Genomic DNA, 15,680 nt, shown 5'->3' on the forward strand with positions numbered 1-15,680 from the left:
ACTGCACCCCGCTTCTCCAACGTGACCATAGCCATTTCAAGAACCAAACTTCGGCTCCAAACCCGCGCAGAAAAGTCGAAAAGGCCCTACAAGGAGGGGTGCTGCCCTATTCTAGGTCTGCCAGCGTGTTCCTTTGCGTCAGGTCACGAACTATTGAGCTCCGGGAGATCACGATGAGGGCACTTGTAAGAATGACGGACGCGCTGGAGGTGCGCGAAGACTGTACCGTTCCGCGACCGCGTGCTGGCGAGGTGCTCGTCAAGGTGATGGCATTCTCGCTAAGCCGGCAAGAGCTAAGCGGCGATTTCACCGGGGGTGACAAGGGGCGCATCGTCGGCAGCGGAGTAGCTGGTAGGATTGTGGCGGTGGGCGAAGATGTGCCCGCCTGGCGCCTTGGCGATATAGTGATCATCGATCCCGGTCTCGGTCGCCGCGAAGGTGGCGGTCTCTTGGGAATCGACCGCGACGGTGGGGGCGCGGAGTACCTGGTCGCCTCTGCGCTCGATGCATGCGCGGTGCCGGCCGAACTGCCGATCAACATCCTGCCACTTCTATCGTCGCACTACAGCCTGGGCGAACGCGTACTCACCTGGGCGCGTCTCTATTCCGCAGAGACAATTCTCGTACTCGGCGCAAATGAGGGAGCAGGTCCCGCTGCTGTCGAACTCGCAGTTGCGAGGCAGGCGACCGTACACGCCGTAGCTGAGGATTGGGCTCACAATGCCTTGGCGGCGCTCGGTGCGAAACAGGTAGAAAGGTCATTGGCTGAACTGGGGCACTTCAAGGCCAACGTGATAGCCGACTTCCGCACCGAGGGCGCCTGGTGGGATTGCTCGGCCTTGCTTGAGGAAGATGGGATCTACGTCTCGTCGAAAGGCGACATTGTCCGCAACTCAGCGCCGGCCATCTCGGCCCTTGACGAGCCAGACATCTTCACCATGGAAACCTTGGAACACCTGGCTCATATGACCGAACAGGGTAAGCTGGCGCCGAAGCCGGCCAAAGTCGTGGAGTTTTGCAGCATATTGCAAGACGCCAGCGAAATCATTCCCAAGCAGCAGCTCGGTCCGACTGTTGTGATCATGTGAGAACTGGCAAATCGGGAGTATGATCTCGACAGGGAACGCGGTTGTCGGAAAGGATCATGCTCGACAACGAACGCTTTCATCATTGCTGGACGCGGCTAGGACGCCGGCGTCCAGAAGACGTCCGCGTGGCAGTCCTGTCGGGCGAGACCAAGGTCCAATAGCGACTTGCGGCAGGTCTCGATCATGATGGGTGGACCGCAGAGATAGGCCTTCATCCCCTCACAACTGGTCAAATCCTGCCTGATAGCGTCCGCGAGAAAACCTTTGCGGCTAGCTGTTTCGCCGCTCGCGCTTGACAGCACGATCTGTGGCGGAACCCACGCCAGATTCTTGCAAAGATGGGTTATCTCTGCTTCGCAATAGACATCTCTTTCTGACCGAACGCCGAAAAAGACATAAGCGGTTCTTGCAACCTGCTCACGGCTGAGCCAGCGGATCATCGACAGAATAGGTGCCAGCCCTGAACCTCCAGCACAGAATACTATTGGCCCAACATGCTGTTTGCGCAGATATGCCATGCCTTTTGGGCCGGCGATGATGGCTTCGTCGCCTCGCTTAAGGTCGGCATAGAGGTGTGGGCTGACTCTGCCGCCGGGAACCGCCCTTATGTGAAATTCCAAGAGGTTTGAGGTCGGCGTGTTGGCGAAGGAATAACTTCGCGGCGGATGCTGGGAGAATTGCACATTGGCATACTGGCCCGGAGCAAAGTCGAAGGGCCGGCCGTCCTTCGTAACCATTTGCACTAAAGCAATGTCATGGGTGACCCGCTCGACGGATCGCACCGTTGCCTGCACCGAACGTAAGGCCGCAGCAGGCGCTTCTTCCCGCTCAAGCAGGGCAATTTCGCAATCGCTTCGCAGCATCGAGCGGCAGCCGAGAATATAACCCTGTTGCTTCTCGTCCTCGTCGAGGGCGACATCCAGATACTGCTTCATGTCCACGGAACCCGAGATGAGAGCGCATTTGCACTCGCCGCAAACTCCGTTTCTGCAGTCCGAAGGATAGTCGTGCCCGGTGCGCATCGCCGCTTCGAGAATTGTTTCGCCGTCTAGTACGGCGATCTCGTCGGCAAATTGCTGCACGATCAGTTTGTAGGACATCTCCACGATCCAATATTGGCAGGCAGATTCAATTCGCAGGGACGCGCAACAAACTCTGCGCCCCTGCCGAGCAAGAGCCGACGTCGCGACTGAACGCAATTTGAACAATGCGAAGCAAGGTTTCGCTTTAACCGATGCAGGCTTGCGCCGGAGCAGATGACTGAGCGGTCGCAACACGTGACAGGACTGTTTGCCCGAACTTGATCAAGCTGTCGGCCTGCCGGTACTCGGGTCTTTCAAGGAGCGACGTGGCCCAGCCCTTCAGTGCCGAAACCAAATATTGGTTCGCACAATCATGATGGCCTGCCGGCAAGAGGTCGCGACATTCGTATACGTCCGCGATGACCCGGCAAAAGGCCGGATGCCCATCTCGGTCGATGACGACAGGAGAATTTCCAAATGCCCAACGCTCAAGTTGTTCAGATAGAGCACCATGGCCCCCCGGAGGTCATGCACTTTGCTGACTTGGAGTTGGGGCCACCCGGCCGTGGAGAAGTGACCATTCGGCAGACTGCCATAGGCTTCAATTTTATCGATATATCGCAACGCAAAGGCATAGCGCCGCTTCTCTTGCCTACTGGCCTGGGACATGAGGCAGTGGGAGTGGTTGAGGATCTGGATTCCTCAGTAGAGGAGTTCAAGATCGGCGATCGGGTCGCATATATGGGCGCGGGCCCAGGAGCCTACGCGACATTCAGGACCGTCAACGCCGAGAAGCTGGTTGCCGTTCCCGATGGCCTTTCGGACGAGGTGATCGCCGCCCACTTCTTCAAAGGTCTGACGGCGCAGTATCTGATACAAAAAACGTTCCCCGTGCGGAATGGGCATCTGGTGCTCCTGCACGCCGCTGCCGGCGGTGTCGGCTCCATACTGGCGAGTTGGGCAAGTAAGCTTGGGGCAACCGTCATTGGGACGGTCGGATCGGACGAGAAATGTTCGTTGGCGAAAGCCAACGGATGTGCGTTCGCTGTCAACTATTCGAGAAAAGGCTGGGAGGACGAAATTCTCGAATGGACCGGAGGTACCAAGGTCGACGCAGTTTTCGATTCAATAGGCAAAGACACATTCCTGTCTTCGCTGGATCTGACCACCCCTTTCGGAACTGTCATTGTCTTTGGCATGGCATCCGGACCGGCTCCGGCGATCGATCCGGAACTCTTGAACCGCAAAGGCTGTCTCTTCCTGACCAGGCCTTCCATTTTTCCGCACAACGCGGCAGCTGCACAATTTCGGGAGAACGCCGCCAACCTATTTAAGGCCATGTCGGACGGAATGTTCGATACCAATTCCTACTCCCGGTTCGAGTGGACCCAGGTTCAAGACCTGCATCGGGCCGTCGAAGCGCGCGAGCTATCCGGTCCTGCTGTTATTATTCCCCAAATCCCCTAAGTACGTATCACGGACGGTCGCTGACTTCGGCCTGGAAGATCGTGTTGCCGTTCGATCCTGGGATCGTATGACACGCTGGCGCACTGCGGCGAGGCGTTCCTCCTTTGCTCGATGATCCTGCAGGGCGCGCTCCAAATGGTCGTATGGCGGGAGCCATGCCTCGCCATGGTCGCCTCGCGCCACGATGAGCTCGGCGACGCGGTCGAGCGCTCGCTCAAATCCGCTGTGCTGTGACTGGTCGAGGCGTGGGCGAGTATCGCCTCACGGCTTCGCCTGTCTGCAAGGCTCTCTTGGTACAGTGAAGGCCTGCGTTCGGCTCAGACGGTAATCTGCGGCTGCGACCTGAAAATGGGAAACACTCTCTCCCCGTCGGGGCGGGAGAGCGCTACCGCCTTTCCTCCCACTCAAAAGACTTGCGGTATTTTCTGCGATGTTGGCGTGACGGAGCTGTCTTGGTGCTGCAAGAACGGTATGGAACGCGAAAGTCTGACCGAAACCGACGAAGGTTTTTCGGGACGCGAACGGCAGCTTCGCGCCTAATATCGGCCAGCGTCGTAGGAATTGATGCGATGACTGATCAGCGCGTCCAGAGCAATTGAGGGTCCATTCACAAAATTGGAGTGCACCCATGTTTCGATCGAAAGTTGTCGCCCTTGCGTCGCTTGGCCTCGTCCTGGGACTTGCCGCTGCCCCCCGCGACCCCTGCAGCGGAGTAGGCGTCGGCAGGATCGGTGCGAACGCCTTCGCGACGCGAAGCGAAGCCGGCCATAGACGTTGACGTCGAACATCTCGGCGACACCGTCGAAGCCAACGGTCAACAGGGGCTCCGGCACCAGGGTGCCGGCGTTGTTGACAACGATGTCCACGTCGGTCGCGATTTTCGCCAAATCCGAGACTGCCTGAAGCCCATCGGCACGATGACGAATTTCTCAATGTCGTAGAATTCGTCGCCGGTCACCTCAAGCCGGCTGCGCAGGCGGTCGCCCGAGGCATCGGTGAAAGGCATGCCCGACAGGTGCACCTTGGATCCCGGCGCCTGGCTGGCGATCAGGATGGGGGGCTGGATGATGGCCGCAGCACTGGCCGCGGCTCATGCGGCAGCGGTTTGCCGACGGGATTTTCGACGCAGATGCGGCAGGCCCGAACCGTCGCTGCAAAACCGTCCAGTTCCACGCTCAAGCGGCGGCACTCGGCCGGCTGGAGACCGCCTGATGCCAGCGCAACACATTGTTATATTCATCCGGCACCTTGATGCGCGCCGGCTGCATGAAATCGACCGCGATCAGACCGGTGATATCGGCAATCGAATAGCTGTCGCCGGCGACGAATTCCCGGCACGCCAGCTCGTCGTCGAGGATTTTCAGGAATGCGACCGCCTTCGGTTTGTTGGCCTCGCCCCATTCGGGGATCTGCGGAATTTCCAATTCCTTCATGGCCGGATGGATATGGCGAAAGGCCTGCACGACGGAACTGAGCAGGTTGAACTCCATCCGCCTCTGCCACATCTCGACCTGCGCCTTGCCGAGCGCGCCACGCCCGAACAGGGCGGGCTCGGGGTGCAACCCCTCGAAATAGCGGCAGATGGCGACGGATTCGGTGATGATGGTGCCGTCGTCAAGCTCCAGCACTGGCAGGCGTTGCAACGGATTGCGTGAGCTGACCGTCTGGCTCTTTTGCTCAAGCGCGCCCATGTCGACCGACACCAAAGGAACCGCGATCCCCTTCTCAGCAAGGAAAACGCGAACCCGCCGCGGATTGGGCGCCCGGTCGCTGTCGTAGAGTTTCATTCGATTCTTCCTTTTTCTTCCCAGCCAATGCTGGTTTCGGGCCCCCGCAGGCGGCAGCGGCGGAATGGTCAGAGCCATCGGCGAACCTCGGCCTTGTAGCGGCGGTAGTCGTCGCCGAACTTCGCTTCGAGATAGCGCTCCTCGCGGGCGATCACCTGCGTCTGGATCGCGACCAGCACCAACGGGAGCAAGGCGAAGGCGATCGGACCGTCGAAGCCGATCGCAAGGCCGGCATAGATAAGCGCCATTCCGAGATACATGGGATTGCGGGTCCACCGATAGGGACCGGTCGTTGCGATGAGCGTCGTTGGCTGCGACGGGGGAACGTTGGTGCCCAGCCGCCGGAACAGCCCCGCCGCCGCAAGCATCATCGCCGCGCCGGCAATGAACAGCAGCGCGCCCGTCGCGACCAGCAACCACCAGTCGATGCCGAAAGAGCGCAGGGTGACGAACCGCTCCGCCGCCAGCCCCAACAGCAGCGCTCCCAGATAGAGGAAGGGCGGAGGGAAGCGCACACCCGCGCTGTCGGGTTCGTCGGCCATGCTCATCCTCCAGTCCGTGCTCTCAAACCAGCATCGACTGTTGGGCAGAGATACCCGCCAGCGCGCCGTGCGATATTTCCGGAGTCAGGCCGTGCAAAAGCCGGGGACGGCGACCTTTTGGAACAGGTGGGGGCTGGCTACGACCGATGTACGGATATGCCGGAAGTTTCGCGAGGAACTCGGGATCAGTGAAGGCGGCGTGGACCGTCTCGGTGGATTCCCACACCACATAGTTCAGGTAAGTCGGGCTATCGCCGATCGCTCGGTGCAGTTGCAGGGAAATGAAGCCCGGTTTCTTCGTTATGATCTCGCCAGCCGCCTTGAAAGCGTCCAGGAAGCCCGCTTCGTCGGCGGGATCGACCATGAAGAGGTTGATGAGCACGACTGGCGCGGCCGCGATGCCGAGTTGGCGCTCAAACGGAAATTTCTCGTCTAGAGGTTTAAATGGTTTTACGGCAGTCACGGTGGCGCTCCTGTCTATGTGAAATCGAAACTGGCGTGATCGATGCTGCTTGCTCTCAAGCCAGCATCGACTGCTGAGCGGAGATGCCGGCCGTTGCGCCCTGCCATGATGCCGTGGTGACCGAGGGCATTCCGGGGGTGGCGAGATCGCCGGCGGCATAGATGCCGGGCATGCTGGTTTCGCGACGCTCGTCGACCTTGAGGACGATGCCGAGAGGAGTATCGACTGTGGCGAGGCCCAATGATTCATGCAGGCTTGCGGATGGCTTGATGCGCGGATGCGCGAACAGGATGTCGACCGCGACATTGGGGCCTGTATCGAGCTTGACGGTGGCGTTATGGGCCCCGTGTTGGGCGATCACGGTGATCCGGCCATCAACGACAGGTATGTTGCGGCGCGCCAGATCGGCCCGGATATCGGGTGCAATGTCGTGACCATCGGGCAAGACCGTCAACCTGTCGGTCCAATCGTGGAACAGCCTGACCTGATTCATCGACTGTGGGCCGGACCAGACGAGACCCCAATGCTGGCCAGCGACCTCAAAGCCATCGCAATAGGGGCAGGGCACGATGGATGTGCCCCAGCTTTCGGCAAAGCCCGGAACATCAGGCATCTGGTCGACAACGCCATAGCTCAGGATCAGGCGACGCGCGCCTAGGCTTTCGCCATCGCCCGTGAGGACGGAGAAATCGTCGATGGCGCCGGAGATGCTGTCGGCCCGCGAATTGACCAGCTTGACCGTGGGATAACGCGCCAGTTGCTGCCGCGCCTCGGCCAGGATGTCCAGCGGTGGCTTGTGATCGTGGCCAAGCAGACCATGTGAGTGGCCGGCGAAGCGATTGCGCGGCAGGCCGGTATCGAGAACGGTGACCTTGCGGCGGGCACGGCCGAGCTGCAGGGCGGCGGCGAGACCGGCAAAGCTGCCGCCGATGATGATGACGTCATCCATGGTGATGGGCTCCGTGTTGTGGATGGAGGGGTTTGGGTTGGGCCTGGCGCGAAATAGCGTCCAGCGATACGCGCTCGAGACGGGCAGAGAGCAGGGCACCGGCATCGCCCGGACAGTCGCCCATCACTGTGTTGAACGGCCGGACGATGCCGCATTCGATATCGCCGGGCGGCTTCGGTTTGGAGGACAGGGTAAAAATCCAATCTCTGGCTTGCATATTTCCGACACTGAATGGTATCGTAATTCAGGAATAAGGATACTGTCAAGGACTGCAATTGTTGTGACCGAAAAAACCAGCCAGGGCAGGCGCGGCCGGCCCGCCAACGAGGCGCTTGGCCAAACGATAGTCGACGCCGCGGGCGAACTCTTTGTGGAATTGGGTTTTCAAGCGACGACCTTGGACAAGGTCGCCCAGCGGGCGAAGATATCCAAGCTCAGCATCTATCGGCACTTCGAGAACAAGGAGGCGCTGTTCAGCGCGGCCCTCGCGGCCCACTGCCATCAGTTTGCACCACAGGCTCTTCTTGAAGGCGTCGACGGTTCGATCGAAGATCAGCTCATGGCGGTGGGATCATCCCTGCTTCGCACGCTGTTGAGATCAGACGTCCGCAGTGTCGAAGCCATGGTAATGGCCGACAAGACGAATCCAAAGTCGTTAAGCAAGCTCCATTACGAAGCCGGCCCCGCCTATGTCATCGCCCAGATCGAGGCCTTGTTGCGTCAGTTGCACGCGAAGGCGGTTCTGAACGTGCCCGATCCTCTCCGGTCCGCCCGCTTGTTTGCCGCGCTTTTCAAAGGATCCGATCTCCTGATGATCGCACGCTTCGATGAGGCGAGAGCAGAGGACGATAACGAAATCGAATCCTATTGCCGGTCGGCGGTCGCCATGTTCATCGCCGCGCACGATGGCAACAACCACGCGGGCGGATAGCCGGTAAAGAATTACGGATCAGAACAAGGACAATGGCATGACAGAGAAAGATGTTTATCAGGTAGCCGGCTGGAATGGCCAAAGCGGGGAACGCTGGGTCGCTTACCAGGCCCGGCTCGATGCCATGATGGCGGTGTTCGGCCAGGCCGCGATCGAAGCCGCCGCGCCCGCCACGGGCGAACGCGTGCTGGACGTCGGCTGCGGCGCGGGGGCGTCTAGTCTGGATCTGGCCGCCCGCGTCGGCGTGGGGGGCCATGTGCTAGGCGTGGACATATCCGAACCGCTGATCGGCAGAGCGCGCGCGCTAGCGCCGCAGGATACGCCGGCCCTGTTCCAGGTGGCCGACGCCAGCAGCACCGAGTTGCCCCAGGGCGCGTTCGACATCCTGTTTTCGCGCTTCGGGGTGATGTTCTTTGACGATCCTACGGCGGCGTTCGCTCATATGCGGCGTGCGCTCAAGCCGGGCGCGCGGGTCGCTTTCGTCTGCTGGCGCGGCATGGCCGAGAACGATTGGGTGCGCTTGCCGATGGGCGCGATGAAGGGCATCCTCCCGCCGATGACGCCGCCCGGTCCCGAAGCCGGCCCGTTCTCGTTTGGCGACCAGGGGCGGGTGGCGCGTATTCTAACGGTGGCTGGCTTCACCGATGTCGCTATCGCGCCCTTCGATGCCTCCATCCCGTTCGGTAAGGGGGAGACGCGGGACGCGGCGCTCGACGACGCGGTGAAGATGACACTCGAGGTCGGCCCGCTGGCGCGCTCTCTCGCTGATCAGCCAGACGATATCCGCGCCCGCGCCTCGGCTGCGGTTCGCGCCGTCTTTGCGGGCTGCCCCGGTGAGCGGTCGGTGATGATCAACGGCGCGGCGTGGATCGTCACCGCGCGCAATCCGGCAAGTTGACAGGGATTAATACGCCCTTTGCTGAGTGAGACACTTGAGCTTCCCAAATGACGATGGATCGGAACCTCTATAGCAAACGGGAGGTTTGCGATGGGAGCAGCGATTTCATTACGGGCGGATTTTGACGCGGAAGGTCTTCGGTGTCCGGCCGCAAGAGCAAGCATGCGGCGCAGGCGCCTCGTCTTTTGGCGCTTGCCTTGATCTATGGCGGAGGCTCGCGCTGGGATGCTGACAGCTTGGTTCCGCCCGACGACATCCGAACCAAGGTTCGCCCAAATCCGATTGAATGTGCCCGAACTTGCGCAGATTGTTTTCCCAACAACAACAACCAATGGGAACATAAAATGTCGTACAAGTTGAAATTGGGTTTCGTTGCTGCGATCGCGCTGGCCGGTCAGGCGTTTCAGGCCGCCGCCGCTGACAGCATCACGGTTGCGGAATGGGGCGGCGCATCTCAAGCCGCTGACAGAGCAGCGTTCTTCGAGCCGTTCACCAAGGACTCCGGCATCAAGGTCGTCGACGACGTTTGGCAGGGAGACCTGTCGACGATCCTTAGCCAGGTGCAGACGAAATCCTACAAATGGTCTCTCGTCAGGGCAGAGACGGCGCTCGTCAAGCGCGGCTGCGAACAGGGCATTCTTGAAAAATTCGATCCCGCATTAGTCGGAACCGCCAAGGACTATCTCCCCGGGGCATTCCAGCCCTGCGGTCTGGCCTATGCAACGTTTTCGACCAATATCGCCTACAATGCAGATAAGCTGAAGGATAATCCCCCGACGTCAATCAAGGACTTCTTCGATCTCAAGAAATATCCCGGTAAGCGCGGGATCCGTCGCGACCCGGTCTATGCAATGGAGCTAGCGCTCCTGGCGGACGGGGTCACCCTCAAAGATCTTTACAAAGTCATGCGCACGCGTGAAGGGATCGATCGCGCGTTTAAAAAGCTGGATACAATCAAGGACCAGGTCGTCTGGTGGGAATCGGGCTCGCAACCGCCACAGCTTCTGGCCGATGGCGAGGTGACAATGTCGACTGTCTGGGGCAACCGGATCGTCGCGGCTCAGAAAGAAGGCAAGAACCTGCAGATAGTCTGGGACTTTCCGGGGCTTGACTACGACTGGTTCATCATGCCCAAGGGGTCTCCGGACGCTGCGAACGCCTCGAAGTTCCTCAAGTTCATCACGGAACCGAAGAACGCCGCCAAGCTGAGCGAAGTTGCGCCATTCGGGCCTGTTCTAAAGGCTGCCATCCCCCTTGTCGGCAATGAGTATGTCGACAGCTTGCCGACCAGCCCGAAAAACAGCAAAAACGCCTTCGCGTTCAACTCCGAGTTCTATGCCGACAACCAGGAAGACCTTACTGTTCGGCTGACCAATTGGCTCCAGAAATAGCCATCTTCCAGGGCCACTGTCCTCTGAACGGGCGTGGCCCTTTTTGATTTGACACGAGATTGCCGCCTCACTCGGGTGTCTCGCCGGTTGTCGGCGACGCTTCCAGCAGCTTATCGGCGCCGTAGCGCCACATGGTGTTGCGCCGAGAAGCAATCATTGAGCCGCGAAAGCCGAGGATTGATCCGATGTCAGTCACCTCATTTCATCCCGCGGAGGCCGAGCAGGTTTTGCAGCCCGCACAGCTTCATCGCGCGGTGAAAAAGTCGGGCCGAAAGCGCAGGTTAGTGTCTCTTGCGCTGTTCGGCCCGTTATTGGCCTTCGTTCTCGTCTTTTTCATGTTCCCGATCCTGTCCTTCATGACGTTGGCTTTTCACAATGACGAGGTGAGGACGGGCTTCCCATTGACGTCGCAAGCCATCCAAGGTTGGGACGGCATTGGGACCCCGTCTGAACAGGTATTTGAAGCGCTGGCCCAAGACCTGCGTGACAGCTCGAGGCCGGAAGCAGTTACGATCGCTGCTGCACGCCTGAACTTCGATGTCATCGGCTTCCGCTCGCTGATATTGTCCACGGCGTCCGGGTTGCGCCAAGCGGCAGATGCGACGTCCAAGCCAGCACAAGAGGAGAGCGTACCCGACGGGTTTTCCATCTTCGGCAACGCTACCGCGGAAGACAGTTCGCAAGCAGGCGCAAGCCTTGGAACGCCGAAGCAGCAACTCATAGCCATTGACCCCCGCTGGGAGGAGACGCGTTATTGGGCTGCCCTTAAGCGTGGCACGTGGGCGGTTACTCCCCTCTATGTTCTGGCGGCGTTGGATTTGCGCACGGCTGACGACGGCTCCATCGAATGGGCATCTCCAGACCGCCAGATCTACCTCACTCTGATTGGAAGGACGTTCTTTGTCAGTGCCATCGTCACGCTGATTTCGATTGCGCTTGGCTTTCCCGTCGCACGGTTTATCAGCACTCAGCCTCCGAGCCGAGCCAACCTATTCATGTTTCTGGTCCTGGTGCCGCTGTGGACGTCGATTCTGGTTCGAACCACGGCGTGGGTCGTCCTACTCCAGGGCGAGGGTCTTCTCAATGACATCATCGTGAAACTTGGCCTTTCGGCTACGCGTCTTCCGTTGATCCACAACCGGTTCGGCGTGTACGTGGCGATGGTCCACATCTGTCTGCCATTCATGGTCCTGCCGCTCTATAGCGTTATGAAGTCGGTTCCTAAGTCCTATACCCGTGCCGCAGCATCCCTAGGCGCCTCACCACTGCGCGTCTTTTTCAAAATCTATCTCCCCCTGGTTTTCCCCGGAGTGGCGGCAGGCGCTCTCCTCGTTTTCATAATGGGGCTTGGCTTCTATGTGACGCCGGCGCTTGTTGGTGGACCGCGCGACCAAATGCTCAGCTATTTCATTGCTGCCGCCATCAGCCGAGAATTGAACTGGGGTATGGCCGCGGCATTGAGCATCATTCTGGTCGTAATCGTCATCGTCACGCTCTTTGTTCTTAGACGGTTTTCGTCAACGGCCTTCACGCGTTGAGGAACGAAATGACCAATACCTCCCTGGAAAAGGCATCCAATCTGGCAGTGGCCGCCGTCAGTCTGCTGGTGTTGTTGTTCCTGATCGTTCCGTTGTTGGTCGCGATCCCGCTCTCGTTCAATCTCGAGCCTTATTTCACCTACCCAATGCCCGGCTATTCACTGAGGTGGTATGCCGAAATATTTGGCAACAGTGCCAACGGCGTCGCATGGCATGTGGCGTTCGCCAACAGCCTATTTATCGGCTTGTGCGCGTGTGTCGTGGCCACGGTGTTGGGCACCATGGCGAGCTTCGGCCTCAATCGCGAGGATGTGCCTTTCCGCGGCCTGGTTCAGGGCTTGCTGCTGTCTCCCCTGGTTGTTCCAGTGGTCGTGTTCGCTACCGGCTCTGTCTACTTTTTTGCGCGATTGTCCCTGGTCGGAACCTACACCGGCCTCATCATCGCCCACGCGCTGCTCGGGGTACCCTATGTCGTCATCACGGTCACAGCCGCGCTGAGCGGCTTTGACAACAATCTTTACAGGGCCGGGGTCAGCCTTGGCGCGACACCGCTTTCGGTCTTCCGCAAAGTCGTCTTGCCGCTGATCGCGCCGGGAGTAGCATCAGGCGCAGTCTTTGCATTTGTGGTCTCGTGGGACGAGATCATCGTTACGCTTTTCCTGGCCTATCCGGAACAGCATACGGTTCCACGCAGGCTCTGGGCGGGTGTAAACGAACAGCTTAGCCCCGTCGTCATCGCAGCCTCCACGATCCTTTTCATCATCACGCTCGGCCTTCTCTTCGCGACGGAATATCTCCGCAGGCGAAACGAACGGCTTCTTGGCAGCGCATAACGAGGACAGATAGATGAGCAGCCAATTCGATCCCTTCCTTCAATTTATCGATGTGCAGAAGGCATACGACAGCACCACCATGGTGGTGAAATCGCTTAACCTGAACGTTGCCAATGGCGAATTTCTGACGCTTCTCGGCCCCTCCGGTTCGGGCAAGACCACGACGCTGATGATGCTGGCAGGGTTCGAGGAGCCGACGAGCGGTGAAATAAGGCTCCAGGGGCGTTCGATGAATGGCATTCCCCCGCACAAACGCGGCGTGGGTATGGTGTTTCAGAACTACTCGCTGTTCCCCCATATGACCGTGGGGGAGAACCTTGCTTTCCCGTTGCAGGCGCGCGGCATGGGAAAAGCCGAGCAGACGACGCGTATCCGAACCGCGCTCGACATGGTGAAGCTCGGCTCTTTCGCGGACCGGCGCCCGGGTCAGCTTTCTGGTGGCCAACAGCAACGGGTTGCCTTGGCACGAGCGCTTGTGTTCGAGCCCGAGCTCGTGCTGATGGACGAACCACTTGGCGCGCTGGACAAACAGCTGCGGGACCATATGCAGCTTGAAATCAAGCATCTGCATGACCGTATCGGGGTAACGGTGGTCTATGTAACCCACGATCAGACCGAAGCTTTGGTCATGTCTGACCGCATCGCCGTCTTCAATGAAGGCCGTATTCAGCAGATCGCGGCGCCAGCGGAAATCTATCAAAACCCGGAAACGGATTTCGTCGCCCAGTTCATCGGCGAGAACAACCGAGTTGAGGCTATCGTAAAGCAGGTGAGCGGAGACCAGTGCCAGCTTGTCCTGAAGGACGGCGCAATCGTGCTGGCAAACTCGCCTCGCAAAGCTGAGGCAGGAGAGGCTCGCGTTTTGTCCGTGCGGCCCGAAATGATCGTCGTGGGTCCCGATGCGCATGATCTGGCGAACAGCTACGAAAGCAAGGTGCGCGAGATCGTCTATCTCGGAGATCACGTGCGCGTCATTCTAGGTTTCGGCGGGATCGACGATCTCTCGATCAAACTGACGCACAGACGGGCAGCCAACCTTTCTATCGGCGATCGTGTGCGTTTCGGGTGGAAGCCTGAGGACTGCAGGGCCCTCTAGGCCCTGCTTCGGTATTTGGCGCGACCGACCTGCCGCCTGGGACGCACCCGCGGCAGACAAGTGCGCAAAATTCAATACACGGAATAGTCAAATGCAGATTGATACAGTCGTTCGTTCGCACAACAGATTCGCGCTCAATGACGAGGAAACGGCCGAAGTTTCGCGGGCAGACCGGGATCATTATACGCATGCTTGGCCGTCCTTTCGCTCTGCCGCGCAAACCGAATCCCTGGTGGTAACCGGCGGGGAGGGCGCGTACGTGTTCGATGCCGCAGGCCGGCGCTATCTGGACGGCATGGGCGGGCTCTGGTGCGTGAATATGGGGTATGGTCGCGATGAGATCTGCGATGCGGTGGCCGAGCAGATGCGACGCCTACCTTATTACAATCCCACCGATGGGTTGGCGAATGTGCCGGCAGTGCGCCTTGCGGAAAAGATAGCATCCCTGGCACCGGGCGAGCTCAATCACGTTTTCTTCACCTGTGGTGGCTCGACCGCAAACGACTCTGCCGTCAGGCTGGTCCAGTTCTATCAGAGCGTTCGTGGGAAACCCGATAAGCGATTCATAATCACGCGCCTGCGAGCCTACCACGGCAGCACCATCATGACGGCATCGATGGGGGGCAACCCGCGCGAGCGCAGTCCGCACCTGCGATACGTAACTGACATCATCCGGCAGGTCTCATGCCCCTATCCATATCGCCGTCCCGACGGAATGAGCGAGTCGGAGTTTTGCGATTTCCTCGTCGACGAGTTGCGTGCGACGATTTTGGAATTAGGCCCCGAGAATGTCGCCGCATTGTTTGCCGAGCTGATCCTGGGATCGGGAGGTGTGATCGTACCTCCGGATGGCTACAATTTCAGAACTTGGCAGCTCTGCAAGGAATACGACATCCTCTACGTTGCCGACGAGGTGATCACCGCCTTCGGCCGGCTCGGGCATTTCTTCGCATCGAAAGACATGTTCGGTATTGAGCCCGATATCATCACATTTGCCAAGGGCATCACGTCCGGGTACCAGCCCCTTGGCGGGTTCGTTTTTTCGGACAGCATCCACAAGGTGCTGGTCGAAGCGGAGCCTCAGGCGCCTTTCGTGAACGGCTACACCTACACCGGCCATCCGGCCGCGTGCGCGGCCGCCCTTGCGAATATCGCTTTAATGGAAAGGGAAGACATTTGCACTCACGTACGCAGCGAGGGCTTATACTTTGAAAAGAAGATGCGCGAGCTCGCAGACCTGCCCTTGGTTGGTGATATCAGAGGCAGCCATTTCATGATCTGCGTCGAGAGCGTGCAAGATCGGTCTACAAAGGAGCCGTTCAGTCCTTCTGTTGGAGTAGGCGATCTCATCGCCAGGAATGCCGGACAACTTGGCCTCATCGTCAGACCCCTGGGAAGCATGAACATCATCTCGCCCCCCTTGGTGCTTAGCCACAGCCAAATCGACGAGTTTGCGCGGCTCATGCGGGAAGCGATTGTTGTTACGCAAGATCAGCTCATTGCATCGGGTGACCGTCGGATCACGTGAGAGTGATGGGTTCGAGATTGTAAGATGCAGATTGTCTTCAGACGCTCACTTGGGGCACTCGGGTCGTGTCGAGCTGTTGGGAGCCGTAATGTGCCTGTGTCGGAAGTGCCCGAATCCCGAAAGGGCGACAGCGATCCTTGAATCGGT

14 protein-coding genes and 2 pseudogenes are annotated in these 15,680 nt (G+C 59.2%); 9 read left to right on the forward strand and 7 right to left on the reverse strand.

The annotated features are described in order from the left end of the window. Positions 1-191 precede the first annotated feature (191 nt). Entirely contained in the window at positions 192-1,088 is an 897-nt protein-coding gene (locus tag NKG95_RS12340) for an alcohol dehydrogenase catalytic domain-containing protein (RefSeq protein WP_353040794.1), read from the forward strand. A 95-nt stretch (positions 1,089-1,183) separates the two neighbouring features. Here the strand turns inward: NKG95_RS12340 and NKG95_RS12345 are convergent, their stop codons facing one another. Next, positions 1,184-2,188 (reverse strand): 2Fe-2S iron-sulfur cluster-binding protein, encoded by a 1,005-nt coding sequence (locus tag NKG95_RS12345; RefSeq protein ID WP_353040796.1) that lies wholly within the window; start codon positions 2,186-2,188, stop codon positions 1,184-1,186. Between the two features lie 399 nt (positions 2,189-2,587). On the opposite strand from NKG95_RS12345, the gene NKG95_RS12350 reads away from it, so the two are divergent. Continuing rightward, the gene (locus NKG95_RS12350) at positions 2,588-3,577 is read left to right on the forward strand and encodes a quinone oxidoreductase family protein (protein ID WP_353040798.1); all 990 of its coding nucleotides are present in this window, start codon (positions 2,588-2,590) and stop codon (positions 3,575-3,577) included. Between the two features lie 901 nt (positions 3,578-4,478). On the opposite strand, the pseudogene NKG95_RS12355 reads toward NKG95_RS12350, so the two are convergent. The 5 genes and pseudogenes from NKG95_RS12355 to NKG95_RS12375 all read right to left on the reverse strand — a co-directional run. Next, positions 4,479-4,756 (reverse strand): annotated as a pseudogene (locus tag NKG95_RS12355) (uracil-DNA glycosylase family protein); the annotation flags it as partial. Continuing rightward, positions 4,753-5,364, reverse strand: coding sequence for a glutathione S-transferase (locus NKG95_RS12360; RefSeq protein WP_353040800.1), 612 nt, complete (start codon positions 5,362-5,364; stop codon positions 4,753-4,755). The pseudogene NKG95_RS12355 and the gene NKG95_RS12360, both read right to left, overlap by 4 nt. A 68-nt stretch (positions 5,365-5,432) precedes the next feature. Then, a complete protein-coding gene (locus tag NKG95_RS12365; RefSeq protein ID WP_353040802.1) occupies positions 5,433-5,906 on the reverse strand; it encodes a methyltransferase family protein in 474 nt (157 codons plus the stop codon). Positions 5,907-5,990: 84 nt separating this feature from the next. Then, a pseudogene (locus NKG95_RS12370) lies at positions 5,991-6,369 on the reverse strand (antibiotic biosynthesis monooxygenase family protein). Between the two features lie 55 nt (positions 6,370-6,424). Continuing rightward, positions 6,425-7,318, reverse strand: coding sequence for an NAD(P)/FAD-dependent oxidoreductase (locus NKG95_RS12375; RefSeq protein ID WP_353040803.1), 894 nt, complete (start codon positions 7,316-7,318; stop codon positions 6,425-6,427). A 274-nt stretch (positions 7,319-7,592) separates the two neighbouring features. Here NKG95_RS12375 and NKG95_RS12380 point away from each other — a divergent pair, with 274 nt between their 5' ends. The 3 genes from NKG95_RS12380 to NKG95_RS12390 all read left to right on the forward strand — a co-directional run bounded on the left by NKG95_RS12380 (position 7,593) and on the right by NKG95_RS12390 (position 10,538). After that, entirely contained in the window at positions 7,593-8,249 is a 657-nt protein-coding gene (locus tag NKG95_RS12380; protein WP_502913946.1) for a TetR/AcrR family transcriptional regulator, read from the forward strand. Positions 8,250-8,286: 37 nt separating this feature from the next. Further along, complete coding sequence (locus NKG95_RS12385; RefSeq protein ID WP_353040805.1) at positions 8,287-9,147, forward strand: class I SAM-dependent methyltransferase; 861 nt, start codon at positions 8,287-8,289, stop codon at positions 9,145-9,147. Positions 9,148-9,287: 140 nt separating this feature from the next. After that, a complete protein-coding gene (locus NKG95_RS12390; RefSeq protein ID WP_353040807.1) occupies positions 9,288-10,538 on the forward strand; it encodes an ABC transporter substrate-binding protein in 1,251 nt (416 codons plus the stop codon). A 67-nt stretch (positions 10,539-10,605) separates the two neighbouring features. On the opposite strand, the gene NKG95_RS12395 is transcribed toward NKG95_RS12390, so the two are convergent. Further along, positions 10,606-10,734 (reverse strand): hypothetical protein, encoded by a 129-nt coding sequence (locus NKG95_RS12395; RefSeq protein WP_353040809.1) that lies wholly within the window; start codon positions 10,732-10,734, stop codon positions 10,606-10,608. Between NKG95_RS12395 and NKG95_RS12400 the strand changes: the two genes are divergently transcribed. From NKG95_RS12400 to NKG95_RS12415, 4 genes are all read left to right on the forward strand, one after another. Further along, positions 10,724-12,076 (forward strand): ABC transporter permease, encoded by a 1,353-nt coding sequence (locus tag NKG95_RS12400; RefSeq protein WP_353040811.1) that lies wholly within the window; start codon positions 10,724-10,726, stop codon positions 12,074-12,076. The two genes, NKG95_RS12395 and NKG95_RS12400, sit on opposite strands and share 11 nt — an antisense overlap. An 8-nt stretch (positions 12,077-12,084) precedes the next feature. Continuing rightward, positions 12,085-12,909, forward strand: coding sequence for an ABC transporter permease (locus NKG95_RS12405; RefSeq protein ID WP_353040812.1), 825 nt, complete (start codon positions 12,085-12,087; stop codon positions 12,907-12,909). Positions 12,910-12,922: 13 nt separating this feature from the next. Continuing rightward, positions 12,923-14,005 carry an ABC transporter ATP-binding protein gene (locus NKG95_RS12410; RefSeq protein ID WP_352882113.1) on the forward strand — a complete coding sequence of 361 codons (1,083 nt, stop codon included), beginning with the start codon at positions 12,923-12,925 and terminating at the stop codon, positions 14,003-14,005. Positions 14,006-14,096: 91 nt separating this feature from the next. Next, positions 14,097-15,533, forward strand: coding sequence for an aminotransferase (locus NKG95_RS12415; protein ID WP_353040814.1), 1,437 nt, complete (start codon positions 14,097-14,099; stop codon positions 15,531-15,533). The last annotated feature ends 147 nt before the right edge of the window (positions 15,534-15,680 follow it).

Source organism: Mesorhizobium sp. M1423 (assembly GCF_040317575.1).
GTDB lineage: Bacteria > Pseudomonadota > Alphaproteobacteria > Rhizobiales > Rhizobiaceae > Mesorhizobium.